Source organism: uncultured Allobaculum sp. (genome assembly GCF_948576815.1).
Classification (GTDB): Bacteria; Bacillota_I; Bacilli_A; order Erysipelotrichales; family Erysipelotrichaceae; genus Allobaculum; species Allobaculum fili.
The window spans coordinates 1-14,872 of record NZ_CAPAEZ010000022.1 but is presented as its reverse complement, the minus strand read 5'-3'; the positions used below and the strand labels follow the sequence as shown (position 1 = coordinate 14,872).

The 14,872-nt window shown below is 51.4% G+C and carries 14 protein-coding genes; 5 read left to right on the top strand and 9 right to left on the bottom strand.

What is annotated here, in order from left to right; genetic code table 11:
* Positions 1–3: 3 nt before the first annotated feature.
* The 5 genes from purH to purE form a co-directional block, all read right to left on the bottom strand.
* A complete protein-coding gene (gene purH, locus Q2J39_RS04555; RefSeq protein ID WP_230267847.1) occupies positions 4–1,536 on the bottom strand; it encodes a bifunctional phosphoribosylaminoimidazolecarboxamide formyltransferase/IMP cyclohydrolase in 1,533 nt (510 codons plus the stop codon).
* A gap of 86 nt (positions 1,537–1,622) precedes the next feature.
* Positions 1,623–2,201, bottom strand: coding sequence for a phosphoribosylglycinamide formyltransferase (gene purN / locus Q2J39_RS04550; RefSeq protein ID WP_230267846.1), 579 nt, complete (start codon positions 2,199–2,201; stop codon positions 1,623–1,625).
* Entirely contained in the window at positions 2,198–3,229 is a 1,032-nt protein-coding gene (gene purM / locus Q2J39_RS04545) for a phosphoribosylformylglycinamidine cyclo-ligase (RefSeq protein ID WP_288339218.1), read from the bottom strand. The genes purN and purM overlap by 4 nt, the downstream gene beginning before the upstream one ends.
* A gap of 279 nt (positions 3,230–3,508) precedes the next feature.
* Entirely contained in the window at positions 3,509–7,219 is a 3,711-nt protein-coding gene (locus tag Q2J39_RS04540; protein WP_230267844.1) for a phosphoribosylformylglycinamidine synthase, read from the bottom strand.
* Positions 7,220–7,223: 4 nt separating this feature from the next.
* Positions 7,224–7,718, bottom strand: a complete 495-nt coding sequence (purE, locus tag Q2J39_RS04535; protein ID WP_230267843.1) for a 5-(carboxyamino)imidazole ribonucleotide mutase — start codon at positions 7,716–7,718, stop codon at positions 7,224–7,226.
* Positions 7,719–7,820: 102 nt separating this feature from the next.
* Between purE and Q2J39_RS04530 the strand changes: the two genes are divergently transcribed.
* The 3 genes from Q2J39_RS04530 to purB all read left to right on the top strand — a co-directional run bounded on the left by Q2J39_RS04530 (position 7,821) and on the right by purB (position 10,778).
* Positions 7,821–8,243 (top strand): hypothetical protein, encoded by a 423-nt coding sequence (locus Q2J39_RS04530; protein ID WP_288339217.1) that lies wholly within the window; start codon positions 7,821–7,823, stop codon positions 8,241–8,243.
* A gap of 385 nt (positions 8,244–8,628) precedes the next feature.
* On the top strand, positions 8,629–9,345 hold the full coding sequence (purC, locus tag Q2J39_RS04525) for a phosphoribosylaminoimidazolesuccinocarboxamide synthase (protein WP_230267841.1): 717 nt from the start codon (positions 8,629–8,631) through the stop codon (positions 9,343–9,345).
* Positions 9,342–10,778, top strand: coding sequence for an adenylosuccinate lyase (gene purB, locus Q2J39_RS04520; protein WP_230267840.1), 1,437 nt, complete (start codon positions 9,342–9,344; stop codon positions 10,776–10,778). Before purC ends, purB begins: the two co-directional genes overlap by 4 nt.
* A gap of 217 nt (positions 10,779–10,995) precedes the next feature.
* Here purB and Q2J39_RS04515 read toward each other — a convergent pair whose 3' ends face one another.
* Positions 10,996–11,328, bottom strand: a complete 333-nt coding sequence (locus Q2J39_RS04515) for a BlaI/MecI/CopY family transcriptional regulator (RefSeq protein WP_288339216.1) — start codon at positions 11,326–11,328, stop codon at positions 10,996–10,998.
* 320 nt (positions 11,329–11,648) lie between these two features.
* Between Q2J39_RS04515 and tpx the strand changes: the two genes are divergently transcribed.
* Together tpx and Q2J39_RS04505 are read left to right on the top strand one after the other, a co-directional pair.
* Positions 11,649–12,137 (top strand): thiol peroxidase, encoded by a 489-nt coding sequence (gene tpx, locus Q2J39_RS04510; protein ID WP_230267838.1) that lies wholly within the window; start codon positions 11,649–11,651, stop codon positions 12,135–12,137.
* A 298-nt stretch (positions 12,138–12,435) separates the two neighbouring features.
* Positions 12,436–12,993, top strand: coding sequence for a restriction endonuclease PLD domain-containing protein (locus Q2J39_RS04505; RefSeq protein ID WP_288339215.1), 558 nt, complete (start codon positions 12,436–12,438; stop codon positions 12,991–12,993).
* A gap of 226 nt (positions 12,994–13,219) precedes the next feature.
* Here Q2J39_RS04505 and rplT read toward each other — a convergent pair whose 3' ends face one another.
* Genes rplT through infC form a run of 3 tightly spaced genes read right to left on the bottom strand, consistent with a single transcriptional unit; the run spans position 13,220 to position 14,413 of the window.
* Positions 13,220–13,576 carry a 50S ribosomal protein L20 gene (gene rplT, locus Q2J39_RS04500; protein WP_230267836.1) on the bottom strand — a complete coding sequence of 119 codons (357 nt, stop codon included), beginning with the start codon at positions 13,574–13,576 and terminating at the stop codon, positions 13,220–13,222.
* Between the two features lie 27 nt (positions 13,577–13,603).
* Positions 13,604–13,798: a 50S ribosomal protein L35 gene (gene rpmI / locus Q2J39_RS04495; RefSeq protein ID WP_288339214.1), complete on the bottom strand. Its 195-nt coding sequence runs from the start codon at positions 13,796–13,798 to the stop codon at positions 13,604–13,606.
* 15 nt (positions 13,799–13,813) lie between these two features.
* Entirely contained in the window at positions 13,814–14,413 is a 600-nt protein-coding gene (infC, locus tag Q2J39_RS04490) for a translation initiation factor IF-3 (protein WP_230267834.1), read from the bottom strand.
* Positions 14,414–14,872: the final 459 nt, after the last annotated feature.

Sequence of the window (14,872 nt, the reverse complement as noted above, 5' to 3'; positions counted from 1 at the left end):
AGATTAGTGCTTGAAGTGACGGATGCCGGTGAAGACCATCGCGATGCCGTGCTGGTTGCATTCGTCGATGCTCAGCTGATCCTTGATGGATCCGCCCGGCTGAATGATGGCGGTCACGCCGGCTTTTACCGCTTCTTCCACGGTATCGGGCATCGGGAAGAAGGCATCGGAAGCCATAACGGAACCTTTCGCCTTTTCGCCGGCCTGTTCGATGGCGATTTTCGCCGCGCCGACACGGTTCATCTGTCCGGCACCGACGCCGATCGTCTGGTTGTCCTTGACGAGAACGATCGCGTTGGATTTCACGTGCTTTACGATGTTCCAGCCAAAGAGGAGCTGTTCGAGTTCTTCTTCGGTCGGTTTACGGGTTGTCGGGCATGTCAGATCTTCAACGCGCAGGCGATGGGTATCCATTTCCTGAACGAGCAGACCGTCGTTGACGTTCGTGTACTTGAGGGTGTTGCTGGGCTCGAGGGTGGTGTCGAGTTCAAGCAGACGGATGTTTTTCTTGCGAGTCAGAATTTCCATGGCTTCATCCGTAAAGCCCGGTGCAATGATGATTTCCAGGAAGATTTTGGACAGTTTGTCTGCAAGTTCCGCATCGACTACGTCGTTGAGCGCGACAATGCCGCCGAAGATGGAAACCGGGTCCGCATCGTAGGCTTTATCCCACGCTTCGTTGATCGTGGCGCCGATGCCGACACCGCAGGGGTTCATATGTTTCAGGCCGACTGCCGCTTTCTGGCCTTCGAAATCCTTGAGAACTTCGATGGCTGCGTTACCGTCCTGGATGTTGTTGTAGGAAAGTTCCTTGCCGTGCAGCTGTTTCGCGTTGGCCAGCGAATACTGCGGCTTCATGCCTTTGTAGAAGGCGGCCTTCTGGTGCGGGTTTTCGCCGTAGCGCAGATCCTGCACTTTATCGAAGGTGATCGTCATGCTTTCCGGGAATTCTTCACCGGTACGTGAAGTCAGGTAGTCAGCGATCATCGCATCGTAGCGTGCAGTGTGACGGAATACTTTGGCCGCGAGCTTTTCACGGGTATCGAGCGTCGTTTCGCCGTTTTCCTTCAGTTCATTGAGAACTTTGTCGTAGTCGGCTGGATCGCAGAGAACCGGAATGAAGCGGTAGTTCTTGGATGCGGAGCGCAGCATGCTTGGACCGCCGATGTCGATGTTTTCGATGATTTCGGCATGGCTTACGCCTTCTTTCTGTACCGTTTCCTTAAAGGGGTACAGATTGACGCAGACTAAATCGATGTCTTCAATGCCAAGATCGCGGATGGCTTTGACATGTTCCGGATTGTCGCGTACGCAAAGCAGGGCGCCGTGAACGGCGGGATGCAGGGTTTTAACACGGCCGTCCATAATTTCCGGAAAGCCGGTGACATCGGAAATCGAAATGGTTTCGATGCCCGCATTTTCAAGAGTCCGACGGGTTCCACCGGTGGAAATGATCTCGTAGCCAAGATCTTTTAATCCCTGGGCAAAATCGGTCAGACCGGTTTTGTCCGAAACGCTGATCAGTGCTCGTTTCATTTTTTTCTCCTTTATTTTTCTCGAATCAATCTCTGTTCAGGACAGTCGCTTCTGTCCTGAATTTTTGTGAATTTCTATTCGAAGACTCAGTCTTTTGCCGAAAGAATCTTTACGGCCTCGTTAATGCCTTTATAAAACGTCTCGTATTCCGCAGCGTGCACGGCGGTTTCCAGCTCTTCCAAGGACCAGTCTGGATTGACCGGCACTTCCTTCTGCAAGATCACCGGACCGGTATCGACGCCTTCATCAATGAAGTGCACCGTAACGCCGGTCACTTTCGCTTTGGCTTCATAGGCATCCTGAATGGCGTGCGCCCCTTTGAAACTGGGAAGCAGCGCCGGATGCAGATTGACGATGCGGCCTTTATATGCGCCTAGCAGCGTATCGGAGACGATTTTCATGTAGCCGGACAAAATGAGCAGATCCGGATTGTACGTTTTGAGCCAGTCTAAAATCTGTCGTTCGTAGTCGGCTTTATTTTCGCAGTCCTTTAAGGCGATGCATTTGGACGGCAGATTCCAGTTTTTCGCGCGCTCGAGCGCATAGGCGCCGGGCTTGTCGCAAAACAGCGCGTCGATTTTCACATCGAGGCGGCCGTCCTTCTGTGCTTCCATCAGGGCTTCAAAGTTTGTGCCCGATCCGGAAGCGAACACGACGGCGTTCATCGGTGGAGTTCAACCTTTCCGGAATCCGTCACTTCGCCGATCACATACGCCGGCTGATCGTGCTCAGCCAGGATGGAAAGAATTTTGTCCTTTTCTTCTTCTGGAGCGGCGATCACAAAGCCGATGCCCATGTTGAAGACGTTGTACAGTTCCTGCTCGGAAATGGTCGAGCGCTTCGCAATGAAGTCAAAGATGGCCGGACGTTCAAACGAATTGAGATCGATGGAAACGCCAAGGCCTTCGGGAAGCATTCTCGGAATGTTTTCAAAGAATCCGCCGCCGGTAATGTGAGCCATGCCGTGCAGATCCGCTTTGCCAAAGAGCGCCTTGACCGGCTTGACGTAAATGCGGGTCGGTTCCAGAAGCACGTCGCCGAGCTTTCTTCCGCCCAGTTCTTCAAAGCTTTCGTGCGGATCGAGGTGGTTGTCCTTGAACAGCACTTTACGAACGAGCGAGAAGCCGTTGGAGTGAATGCCGGAAGACGGCAGTCCGATCAGGATATCGCCGGCTTTGACTTTCGTATTGGTCAGCAGGGTTTCACGATCGGCTGCGCCGACGCAGAAGCCGGCAATGTCGTAATGATGAATGTCATACATGTCCGGCATTTCGGCGGTTTCGCCGCCGATCAGCGCGCAGTCGGAAAGCTCACAGCCGTCGGCTACGCCCTTGACGATGCTTTCGATGACTTCCGGATAGTTTTTGCCTACCGCGATGTAGTCGAGGAAGAACAGCGGGGACGCCTGCTGGACGAGTACGTCGTTGACGCACATCGCAACCGCATCGATGCCGATGGTGTCGTGCTTATCCATTTCGAAGGCCATCATCAGCTTGGTGCCAACGCCGTCGGTTCCGGATACGAGCACCGGGTCCTTGAACCCGGCTGCCTTTAAGTCAAACATGCCGCCAAACGCACCGATGGAATCCATGGCGCCAGGCACTTTCGTGCGGGCAACATGGGATTTGATGCGGCGGACACTGTCGTAGCCAGCTTCGAGATCGACGCCGGCTTCTTTATATTGATCAGCCATTTTCATTTTCCTTTCTTTATTCCGTGAGGAAGGAATGTTTCGTTGTTGAAATTTTTCTGGTTACTCTGTCCGGGATTTCCTCCAGAAGACGATCGCTCGGATGGATCGCTTTGGTCAGCCGGACAGGAGGGCAGGCCAGCCGCCGGCCAGGGATCGCAGTTTGCGATGTCGGATATCCGGGTTCAAATCGGACAGGCACGCATTCTGCAATCTGCAGGACAGCAGCTTTTCTTTCTATTTTTTATGTGGATTATCGCAAGCGAGGTTTGCAGCGGAGGGCTAGTCTTTTTCCTTATGGGTGAAGAACCGGACGCCGCTGGCGAAAATGTCCTGATCGCGGTTTCCGGAAATGTTCTGGAACAGACCCGGTTCGTAGCGTTCGCTGTGGCCCATCTTTCCGAAGATCATGCCGTCTTTGGAAAGGACGCCTTCGATGGCGAGCATTGATCCGTTGAGGTTGTCTTCCACATTCATGGACGGTTCGCCGTTTTCATCAACGTACTGCGTCGCGATCTGGTGGTTGTCGATCATCTCCTGCAGCAGTTCAGGGTCGGCCATGAATTTGCCTTCGCCATGGCTGAGCACGATCGAGAACGTGTCGCCGGCATCGAAATCCTGCAGCCACGGAGAATTATTCGAGGTGATGCGGGTGCGCGCAACGCGGGAAACGTGGCGGTTGATGTCGTTGCGGAAAAGCGTAGCGAGCTCTTCGCCGTTTTTGTTCAGATCGCCAAACGGAAGCAGACCGGATTTGACGAGCGCCTGGAATCCGTTACAGATGCCGAGAATCAGACCTTCGCTGGCACGCATCGTATCGAGCGCGTTTTTGATTTTTTCGTTTTTGAGAACGGAAACGATGAACTTGCCGGAGCCGTCCGGTTCATCGGCCAGCGAGAAGCCGCCGACGATCATGAAGATCTGCGCCTTTTCAATGGCTTTGGCCAGCATGTCGATCGATTCGTTAATGTGATCGACATCCAGGTTGTTGAAGACGATCGTCTGCACTTCCGCACCGGCGCGGCGGAATTTTTCCGCGGTATCGAATTCGCAGTTCTGTCCTGGGAAGACCGGAATGACAACGAGCGGTTTATCGTATTTCACTTTGGAATAGCGCTTCTCAGAAGAATAGGTTGAAACGGCTTTGGCTTTCTGTGCGTCTTTTTCTGTTCTGGCGGGCGCTTCAGTCGGATAGAGACGGGCGTAGCGTTCGCTCCAGGCGGCATAGGCCTGCGCGAGGCTTTCCGTTTTTTCATTGAGCGTGATGTCCTGGGCTTTGGTCGTATGGCCTAAAAGAATCCAGTTGTCGCGGTCGATGTCTTCCGTCGTTTCGACAACAATCGAGCCGATGCCAAATCCAAACGGATCGTCGACACTGGCATTGACGCCGATTTCGTTGCCAAACGCCATGATCGCCAGAGCGGCCCCGACACCGCCATCCTTGACGATGCGGGCTGCAGCGATATGGCCGTTTTCGTTTTCTTCCTGAATGGAGGCGAAATTGTGCTTGAGCTGTTCGTAGTTCGGGCTGCCGTCCTTTTCAGGAATATGACGAACCAGATAAATCAGATGACCCGGTTCCTTAAAGGCGGAAGAGATCACATGATCGGTATCGGTAACGGCTGTGGCGAATGTGATCAGCGTGGGCGGAACGTGAATATCGTTGAACGTACCGCTCATCGAGTCCTTGCCGCCGATGGCCGGCGTTTCAAATTCCATTTCGGCTTTGACCAGACCGAGCAGCGCCTGCAGCGGATAGCCCCATTTGTCTGGATCGAAACCGAGACGTTCAAAGTATTCCTGATTGGACAGACGGGCAGTGAGCGGATCAAAGCCGAGCGCGCTCAGACGGGCGAGGGCTTCGACAACGGAGTACTGCGCGCCAAGCCATGGCGAGAAGCGGGAAAGCTTCGGATCAAAACCGTAGGTCATCGCTGAGCACGTTGTCGTAAATCCGCGTACCGGCAGTTTCTGTACGGAACCGATTTCCGGAGTGTGCTGCGTCTTTCCGCCAAACGGCATGAGCACGGTGCTCTTGCCGATCGAAGCATCGAACATTTCGGAAAGACCGCGCTGGTTTGCGGTATTGTCTTCGGCGAGCGCTTCATCAAGCGTTTTCTCACTGGAAACGAATGGATTGCATTCGCTTTCGCCTTCGAGAATGGTGACATCAACTTTCTGACGGACACCGTTGGTATCGAGGAAGGAACGGTCGAGATCGACGATCGTATCGCCTCGCCATTTCATAACGAGGCGGTTTGTATCGGTTACGGTGGCGACCTGAACGGCGTTCAGGTTTTCCTTTTCGCATTCTTTCAGGAAGGCTTCTTTATCTTCGGCAGCAATGCAGACGGCCATGCGCTCCTGACTTTCGGAAATCGCCAGTTCTGTGCCGTCGAGGCCGGCGTATTTTACAGGTACCGCATCGAGATCAATATCGAGGCCGTCAGCCAGTTCGCCGACTGCGACGGAAACACCGCCGGCGCCAAAGTCATTGGCTTTCTTGATCAGACGGGTCGCATCCGGATTGGAAAACAGACGCTGCAGCTTGCGCTCCATAAGCGCGTTGCCCTTCTGTACTTCGGACGAGCATGTATCCAGAGACTGGTCATTGTGTTCTTTGGAAGATCCGGTCGCGCCGCCGATGCCGTCGCGTCCGGTTGCGCCGCCGATGTAAATGATCACATCGCCCGGCTGCGGCTTTTCGCGTTTGACATGATTTTTCGGGGCGGCACCGATGACACCGCCGACTTCCATGCGCTTGGCGGTATAGCCGGGATCAAACAGTTCTTCAACGTAGGTGGTCGCCAGACCGATCTGGTTTCCGTAGGAGGAATAGCCTTTGGCCGCGGTTTTGGAAATTTTGGACTGCGGCAGCTTGTGTTCGAGCGTATCAGCAAGCGGTGCGGTAACATCGCCGGCACCGGTAATGCGGACGGCCTGGTAAACGTAGCTGCGTCCGGAGAGCGGGTCGCGGATCGCGCCGCCGATGCAGGTGCTGGCGCCGCCGAACGGTTCGATTTCGGTCGGGTGGTTATGGGTTTCGTTTTTGAACATGAGCAGCCAGGGCTGTTTCGTTCCGTTGACGTCGACTTCGATTTCAATGGAGCAGGCGTTGATTTCATCGCTCACTTCCTGATCGTCGAGCTTGCCGCGCTTGCGCAGCGTACGGCCGGCGATGGTAGCGAGATCCATCAGCGTAATCGGCTTTTCTTCCCGTCCGGTTTCGGCACGCAGATCCAGATACTGGTTCCACGCGTCTTCAATCTGTTTTCCAAACGTATCGTTTTTGAAATCGACCGACTGAAGAATGGTTTCAAATGTCGTATGGCGGCAATGATCGGACCAGTACGTATCAAGAACGCGGATTTCCGTCAGGGACGGATCGCGTTTTTCCTCCTCTTTAAAATAGGACTGAACGAAAACGAGATCTTCGAGCGACATGGCCAGACCAAGCGATTCGCGCAGACCCTCGAGTTCTTCTTCGCTCATTTTGGTAAAGCCTTCAACGGTCGGTACGTCCTGAATGTCGATGCTCTGGGAGTCATCGAGCACATCCATGTTTTTCCTGCGGGCTTCGACCGGGTTGATCATGTAGGCTTCAATTTCTTCTGCCTGCTTGTCGTCGAGGTTTTCCATGACGAGCAGCGTTCCGGAGTGAATGCGTACATCCTGACGGCTGTTGAGCAGCATCAGACACTGCATGGCGGAATCGGCACGCTGGTCATACTGACCGGGCAGATATTCCATGGCCAGCGTGTACTTGCCTTCGGTATCGACATGATCGAGCACTTCGTCGATTGCCGGTTCAGCAATAACCTGACCTTCGAGAAGGGCGAGATCGTCGTCATCGGCATTGAAAATGTCGTAAATGACGTACTGATCGAGATGGAAATCGTCGCGCAGACCGAGATCGGTGCGCAGCGTTTCTTCCAGCGACCGGCTTTCGACCTGAAAAGCCGGTTTTTTGCGAATAAATCGGCGGGTATTCATTTCTTTATTCTTCCTCCAGAACGGATCCAGCGAGCACAGTGGCTTTCTGCTCTTCCTTGAAGCGGGTGATGATTTCGGCCATTTTCGGATCGGCCAGCGCCAGCATCTGTCCAGCGAGCACAGCCGCGTTTTTCGCCCCGGCTTTACCGATGGCAACCGTAGCAACCGGAACGCCGGCCGGCATCTGAACGGTGGACAGCAGCGAGTCCATGCCGCCTAATGCCGAAGTCTGCATCGGAATGCCGATGACCGGCAGAATGGTCGAGCTGGCGAGTACGCCGGCTAAATGCGCGGCACCGCCTGCAGCAGCAATAATGACCTGAATTCCCTTCTCAGCCGCTGTGCGCGACAGCTCGAGAACCGCATCCGGCGTACGATGTGCAGAAAGTACGCGGACTTCGTACGGGATTTCCAGTGCCTTGAGCTGATCCAGACACGCCTGCATGACAGGCAGATCCGAACGGCTTCCCATGACAACCAGGACTTTTTTATCGTTCATACATTTCCTCCCGCCCCTGTGGGCAATGAAAAAGCATGCCGGGTCTGTTTGAGCGGCATGCTGAAAATAGCGTTTTCGTTTTTACTTTTGTTCACTAAAGTCATGACCATAACCTTAATCCTCCAAAAGCCGCATGGGGTGACCCCCTTGCGAGGTTATGGTATGCAAAAGGAAAATTCTTTTCAACGGCATCTGATTGGGCCAGCCGGCAAAACAGGGAGAATTCGGGCAAAAAAACTGAAATCCCTACATTTGATCCAAAAATATACCGCTTACGTTTTTTATGAAAATATTTTCATAGCCGTGCGTTTTTCTTTCCACACCGGTTTTCTTCCCGGACACCTCCGCTTTATCTACACCCTCAGAAAAGATTCGACAGAAGCCGCAGCACTTCCATTGGCCCAGACGGGCGATTTTTTTGTGAACCGGCTGAATCGGCCGTACGCCATTCCTGGAACAGGCCGTATACCAGACATCCTGCAAAAGGTTTTAAAGACCAGCTCAGAAATACCGTTCAGAATATAGAGAAGGCACAGAAGAGATCGGGAAAATCCAGAAAGTGATCGGGAAGATCCGAAAATCTGGAAAGAATATCGAATAGACATAAAACACATATGGATGCGCTTTACCGGTTTTGCCGCCTGTTCCCTCCTTTACCAATATTTCAAAGCCAGATTCCAAATGCGCAAAACCGGATAGCAGAGAGAGGAAAGGCACATCGGTCTTTTACTGAATTTCGTACTGAATTTCGTACTGAAATTTTTCCATACAACTTTCATGAAATCGTTTCATTCCTTTGCGGGTAATGGGAAATGAATGAAAAATGGAAACGGTCCGGCCAATCCAAACAGGGTTTGGTTGAAAGAAGATGGGGGCCGGCTATAATGTAGGCGTTTGTTAAGGAGGAACTATGGAAGAAAAAGAAATGCTCTATGAGGGCAAAGCAAAAAAAGTGTATGCCTGTGAGGATCCCGATCTGGTCATCGTCGACTATAAGGACGATGCGACCGCGTTCAACGGTCTGAAAAAAGGAACGATCAAAGGCAAAGGCGCCATCAACAACCGCATGACGAACTACCTGATGAAGATTCTGGAAACCAAAGGCGTTCCCACTCATCTTGTCGAAGAAATCGACGACCGCAAAACGGTTGTAAAGAAAGTGGATATCATCCCTCTCGAAGTCATTATCCGCAACAAAGCTGCCGGCTCGTTCTCCAAGCGTCTGGGCATCCCGGAAGGCAGCGAACTGAAATGTTCCACCCTTGAATTCAGCTACAAGGACGACGATCTGGGCGATCCGCTGATCAACTCCTACATGGCCCGCGCCATCGGAGCTGCAACAGAGGAAGAAATCGAAACCATCACCAAGTACGCATTCCAGGTCAACGAAGTGCTGAAAGAATTCTTTGCCTCCATCGGCATCGAACTCATCGACTTCAAACTTGAATTCGGTAAAACAAAAGACGGACAGATCGTTCTGGCCGACGAAATCTCTCCGGATACATGCCGCTACTGGGATATGAAGACCGGCGCACATCTCGATAAGGATACGTTCCGCCGCGACCTTGGCAATCCGGAAGGCGCTTATCAGGAAGTCTTCAAACGCATGGGGTTTGACGCCGAATGAGCAGCCATACAGAATACCAGTCCCCGCTTTCCCAGCGCTACGCATCGCCGGAAATGAAATATCTCTTTTCCGAAGAAAAGAAATTCCAGACGTGGAGAAAGCTCTGGATCGCTCTTGCCGAAGCCGAACAGGAACTCGGTCTCGATATTACCGATGAGCAGATCGCTCAGCTTAAAGAACACGCTAAGGACATCAACTACGAAGATGCCAAGGCCCGTGAGAAAATCGTTCGCCACGACGTCATGTCTCACGTCTACGCCTACGGTCTGCAGGCTCCGGAAGCCAAGGGAATCATTCACCTGGGCGCTACCAGCTGCTACGTCGGCGACAACACGGATCTGATCGTCATGCATGAAGGCCTCGAACTCATTCAGGCCAAAATTGCGGCGGTTCTTGCCCGTCTTAAAAAATTCGCCCTGGAATACAAGGACATGCCGGCGCTTGCCTTTACGCATTTCCAGCCCGCACAGCCGACGACCATCGGCAAGCGCGCTTCCTTATGGGCCCAGGATCTCGTCATGGACTACGAAGAGATCACCTGGCTGCTCGAACATAAGAAACTGCTCGGTCAGAAAGGAACGACCGGTACACAGGCTTCCTTCCTGGAACTGTTTGACGGCGATTCCAAAAAAGCCGCCCGCATCGATGAGCTGATCTGCAAGAAGATGGGCTACGATGACTGGTTTGCGGTAAGCGGTCAAACCTATCCGAGAAAATACGATACCCGCGTGCTGCAGGCGCTCTCTGGCGTAGCGCAGTCCGCGCACAAGTTCTCCAATGACCTGCGTCTTCTCCAGCATAAGAAAGAAATGGAAGAGCCTTTTGAAAAAGGTCAGATCGGTTCTTCCGCCATGGCCTACAAACGCAACCCGATGCGCAGCGAGCGCATGGCTGCCCTGGCCAACTACGTTCTTGCGGATACGATGAACCCAGCTATTACTGCTTCTACACAGTGGTTCGAACGTACGCTCGACGATTCCGCCAACAAGCGCATCGCCGTAGCCGAAGCGTTCCTGGCCACCGATGGCATTCTCGACCTCTACCTGAACATCACCGACGGTCTGGTCGTTTATCCGAAAGTCGTTGAAGCTGACTTGCGCCGCGAGCTGCCGTTCATGGCGACCGAGAACATCATGATGGATGCGGTAAAAGCCGGAGGCGACCGTCAGGAACTGCACGAAGCTATCCGTGTTCATTCCATGGAAGCCGCTCGTCAGGTTAAGGAATTCGGCCGTGAAAACGATCTGCTCGAACGCATTGCGGCAGACGATCGTTTCCCGCTGACGATGGACGAACTCGAAGCCCGCATGAATCCTTCCCTCTACGTTGGACGTGCGCCGGAACAGACCGAAGAGTTCTTCAAGAACGTCGTCGATCCAATTCTCGCTAAGCATCCGGAAGCCGAACAGCTCGATGCCGAGATCAATGTCTGATCGAAGGATCGTTCGGATCTGCGCGAAATCTCAGACTTAAAATCACCTGGCCCAAAAAACACTAACGTATAAAAAAGGAAACACCGGAGCACCCCCTCCTAGAATCTGGCCTGCGCCAGATCCTTCAGGATTGTTCCGGTGTTTTTGTGTGTATTCACGTGGTTCTGAGTGTGTGGGGTTGGGCCGAAATTTATGTGGACGAATTTCGCGGCTGCCCTTATCTCTGCGCTTTCGCGGAAACCTGACCAGGTTCGGGCGATTCCTTGAGATAGCCGATCATGCCTTCCTTCTGGGTCGGACTCATGAACTGTGCGAAATAGTCGTACATCGATACTACGGGGACGAAGAGGCGTGTCAGGGAATTCTTGTGGTAATCAAAACCATCTACGCGCAGAATTCCTTCACTGATCAGACGCCGGATGGCGGCGAGCAGTGTATTCCGGTTCAGGTTCGGGTTCGCCTCAAGAATATCGCTGAACGAAGCTGGTTTATCCAGCTGCCACAGGGTCATCATAATTTCGAATTCCTTTTTGGATAGAATCTTGTTCATAGCGGTTACTTCCTTATTCCTTTATCTTTTTTGCCAAGAAGAGCGAGGAGGGTCTTCTTCTGAGCCGTTAAAAACCACAGTATACTGAACTATAGTGCAGAGATGAAATGATTTGCCCAAAAATAAGATCTTACCTTTTCATACGTGTGACTATACATTCAGCTTCCTGTAATCTTTATTTTACGCTTATTATTTAAATCATTAAAGATTGTATTCCAAACAAAATGCTATGAAATCACAACTTATTAGGGCAATCTTCTGATTTTCATACAATTTTCTGGGAAAATATAATAGTAATATTTTTAAATACAGGAGGATCTATGATTACCTTTGGCTCTAAACCGGTTACACTCGAGGGCACGCCGATCAAAACCGGCGATACCTTCCCGTCATTCAAAGCGCTCGATGCCGACTTCAACGAAGTTGAACCCATGAGCAAGTCTGGCAAGACCATCGTGCTTGCGGTACCATCCATCGATACACCCGTCTGCTCGCTCGAGCTGGGCAAGTTTCTTCACTTCATGAACGGAAAACCTGAGGTCCGCGTGATCTCCGTCTCCCAGGATCTTCCCTTCGCGCTCGCCAGATGGAACCGCGATCATGAAAACGATCGGATCGAAACGCTCTCCAACTTCCATCTTGAAGACTTCAGTGCCAAGACCGGCACGAAGATGAAAGAAAACGGTCTGCTCTGCCGCGCAGCCTTCGTTGTCGACGAAAACGGAAAGATCATCTATGACGAGTACGTCTCCGAAGTCGCAAACGAGCCGGATTATGTGGCTCTGCTCGAAGCTGCAGGCCTGCAGTAAGCGCGCTTCCCTTCTCAGCAATTTCTAATGCCTTACTGGCGTACAAAAGCGGATCTCATTCCGCTTTTTTATTTGGTCTCTCTGGATGCAGCTGTTTTTCGCGGAATCCAGGGAGGGAGTTGATTTTTTTCGTATTGCAGCCAAAATTGACGATATGTTCTGCTGCATAACCCTGTAACGGATATGTCTTACGGATCAGCAGCTGGAGAAAAATATAAGCAGTCCGATTCGCGTACACAATCCATCTGCCCAGCAGCATAGAGAAATTTCGGACTGTACGATAGAAAGGAGTATCGCTATGGCTTTGCAATATACAAACACTCCAACCATGCCCGCAAAAAAGCCAAAGAAAACATTCCGGGAGCAATTTGACGAAGAAGTAACAAAATCCAGAGGTCTGGCGATCGCGGTCGATGCTGCTTCCGTAGAGAGTCTGCGTGAGCTGGATCACATCATAGATCAGAACCAGATCGAAAACGTGATACTGATTCTTGGCACCTATTGGAACAATGGAGCCCCGAAAGCCGTTCTGGAAGAAGCTTTGCGTCTGGCGGTCAAATGGAAAGCGCGAGGAATTGGAGAGATTCGCCTGGTTCATTCCGTTGACTACCTTGGAAACGTCTATTGCTTTTATTCCAGGCCCGGTTCAAATCCTTTCATCGCATGTGTCGGCTCCGGAAATTTATGCATCCTGGATCCCCTCCCTGCCGCCGACTGGCCATACGAGCTGTCTATATCCACGCGAAAGCCAGAGGATCTCCAATCTCTGGAAGAGGAAATTCAGGAACTTGCTAAACCGATCCATTCCGTCAATCTTCTGGATGTGCGACCAGAGCAGCTCACCCTGCTTACGTAGCATAGGCTGCCCTTCCTGGTCCAGATAAGGCTGTTTCCTCCCTCTTATCTTTGAACTCCTCTCAGAGCAAGAGAAATATTCCATACAGAGAAAGAACCCTATATAGGAGCGCATCCAGCATCGCGTAACCGGTTTTCCTCCTACACTGCTTTCACCATTCCAAACAAAAAAGACGTCTCAGGAATGATTTCCTTTGACGTCTTGAATTTGAGATTTCGTTCTGCGATTAAGCGAGAGCAGCTTTAGCTTCTTCTACTACTTTAGCGAAGCCTTCTGCATCATGGATGGCCATTTCCGACAGCATTTTGCGGTTGATGTCGATGTTAGCCAGTCTCAGGCCGTGCATCAGTCTGGAGTAGGAAATATCGTTCATACGTGCAGCCGCATTGATACGAGCGATCCAGATCTTACGCATGTTGCCTTTCAGTTTACGACGGTCGTTGTAAGCGTATTTGAAGCTGTGCATTACCTGCTCATTCGCGGTTTTGTACAGAGTGTGTTTGCTACCAAAATAACCTTTCGCAAGCTTAAGGACTTTTTTTCTTCTTCTGCGGGAAACAATTCCGCCTTTTACTCTTGGCATATTCTATTCTCCTCCTGTTATCCTCAATTACTTCACAAGCATGTCTTTGATACGCTTGTAGTCAGTTACGTCAACCATTCCGGCTTTGGCCAGATGACGTCTCTGATCTTTTGTCTTGCCGTGGAAACGGTGAGAAGTATAAGCGTGATGTCTTTTCAGTTTTCCCGATCCGGTCTTTTTCACACGTTTGGCCAGACCTCTGTGGCTTTTCATTTTTGGCATGATTTTCTCCTCCTTTTATGGTTTCTCTTTCGGCTCGCTGGCTTGCGCTGCCGGCTTCTTCTTCTGAGGAGCCAGCACGAGAGACATAGTGTTTCCTTCCAGGGAAGGCTTTTTCTCTACAAGGGCGATATCCTTCACTTTATCGAGAAAGTCGTTCATAATCTGACGTCCGACATCCTGTCGGGTCATCATACGTCCGCGGAATCTCATATCAATTTTGACTTTCATCCCCTGCTCGATCCATTTACGAGCCTGGCGGAGTTTCGTTTCAAAATCGTGCGTATCCACGACAGGCGACAGACGGAGGGACTTGAGTTCCACCACGTGCTGTTTCCGTTTGGCTTCCTTTTCTTTTTTCTGCTGCTCGAAATGGTATTTGCCATAGTCGAGAATTTTGCAGACGGCTGGACGAGCTTTGGGAGCTACGCAGAGCAGATCGAGATTCTGTCGATATGCGAGTTCCAGCGCTTCGCGCTTGGATTTGACTCCCAGCTGATTTCCTTTCGCGTCGATGACAAGCACTTCCCGGAAAGGAATCTTTTCATTGAACAGATCGTCATTTACGTTGTTCGGGGCTACTTTTCGATTATTGATAATTGAATACCTTCCTTTCATGAATCCATAAAAAAATGGGCGCAGAGCGCACCCTAATCCTGCTGGTTTCGAATTCTGATCGATTCCGAACTGGCATTAACCCATGCATCCGTATGCATCAGGTGAGAAGGGGCTTCTTCTTTCCATTTCTTACTTGGCAAGTTTATCAAAACCGACCTTTTGTGTCAAGCATGCGCCTCATTTTCCCATAAGAAAAGGGCGGCTGCCTCCCGAGAAATCCAATATCGGTTATTTTATCGCAATTCTCTGTTATGTAAAACCTTTTCTGTGCTGAGCGCAGCTGTATACGGTTACGGGATTTTCAGAGATTTTGCAGGAAAAACGCGCCCATCCTCTGTGTTTCCCATTTTGCTTCCTGTCAAGTCCAGTTTCTGTGCGGCTTCTGACCGCCCGCAGCCTTCTCGCAAAGTAAGCGTCAAATAAAAGACGGGTATTTTCTCGACCGCCTCCTTGGGATAA

Bases quoted from the DNA above. Each gene is read 5' to 3' on its own strand.
- Q2J39_RS04515 (WP_288339216.1), bottom strand. From the start codon at position 11,328: ATGAACAAGATTCTATCCAAAAAGGAATTCGAAATTATGATGACCCTG.
- rplT (WP_230267836.1), bottom strand. From the start codon at position 13,576: ATGCCAAGAGTAAAAGGCGGAATTGTTTCCCGCAGAAGAAGAAAAAAA.
- purM (WP_288339218.1), bottom strand. From the start codon at position 3,229: ATGGCTGATCAATATAAAGAAGCCGGCGTCGATCTCGAAGCTGGCTAC.
- purE (WP_230267843.1), bottom strand. From the start codon at position 7,718: ATGAACGATAAAAAAGTCCTGGTTGTCATGGGAAGCCGTTCGGATCTG.
- purH (WP_230267847.1), bottom strand. From the start codon at position 1,536: ATGAAACGAGCACTGATCAGCGTTTCGGACAAAACCGGTCTGACCGAT.
- rpmI (WP_288339214.1), bottom strand. From the start codon at position 13,798: ATGCCAAAAATGAAAAGCCACAGAGGTCTGGCCAAACGTGTGAAAAAG.
- Q2J39_RS04530 (WP_288339217.1), top strand. From the start codon at position 7,821: ATGACCATAACCTTAATCCTCCAAAAGCCGCATGGGGTGACCCCCTTG.
- infC (WP_230267834.1), bottom strand. From the start codon at position 14,413: ATGAAAGGAAGGTATTCAATTATCAATAATCGAAAAGTAGCCCCGAAC.
- Q2J39_RS04540 (WP_230267844.1), bottom strand. From the start codon at position 7,219: ATGAATACCCGCCGATTTATTCGCAAAAAACCGGCTTTTCAGGTCGAA.
- purC (WP_230267841.1), top strand. From the start codon at position 8,629: ATGGAAGAAAAAGAAATGCTCTATGAGGGCAAAGCAAAAAAAGTGTAT.
- tpx (WP_230267838.1), top strand. From the start codon at position 11,649: ATGATTACCTTTGGCTCTAAACCGGTTACACTCGAGGGCACGCCGATC.
- Q2J39_RS04505 (WP_288339215.1), top strand. From the start codon at position 12,436: ATGGCTTTGCAATATACAAACACTCCAACCATGCCCGCAAAAAAGCCA.
- purB (WP_230267840.1), top strand. From the start codon at position 9,342: ATGAGCAGCCATACAGAATACCAGTCCCCGCTTTCCCAGCGCTACGCA.
- purN (WP_230267846.1), bottom strand. From the start codon at position 2,201: ATGAACGCCGTCGTGTTCGCTTCCGGATCGGGCACAAACTTTGAAGCC.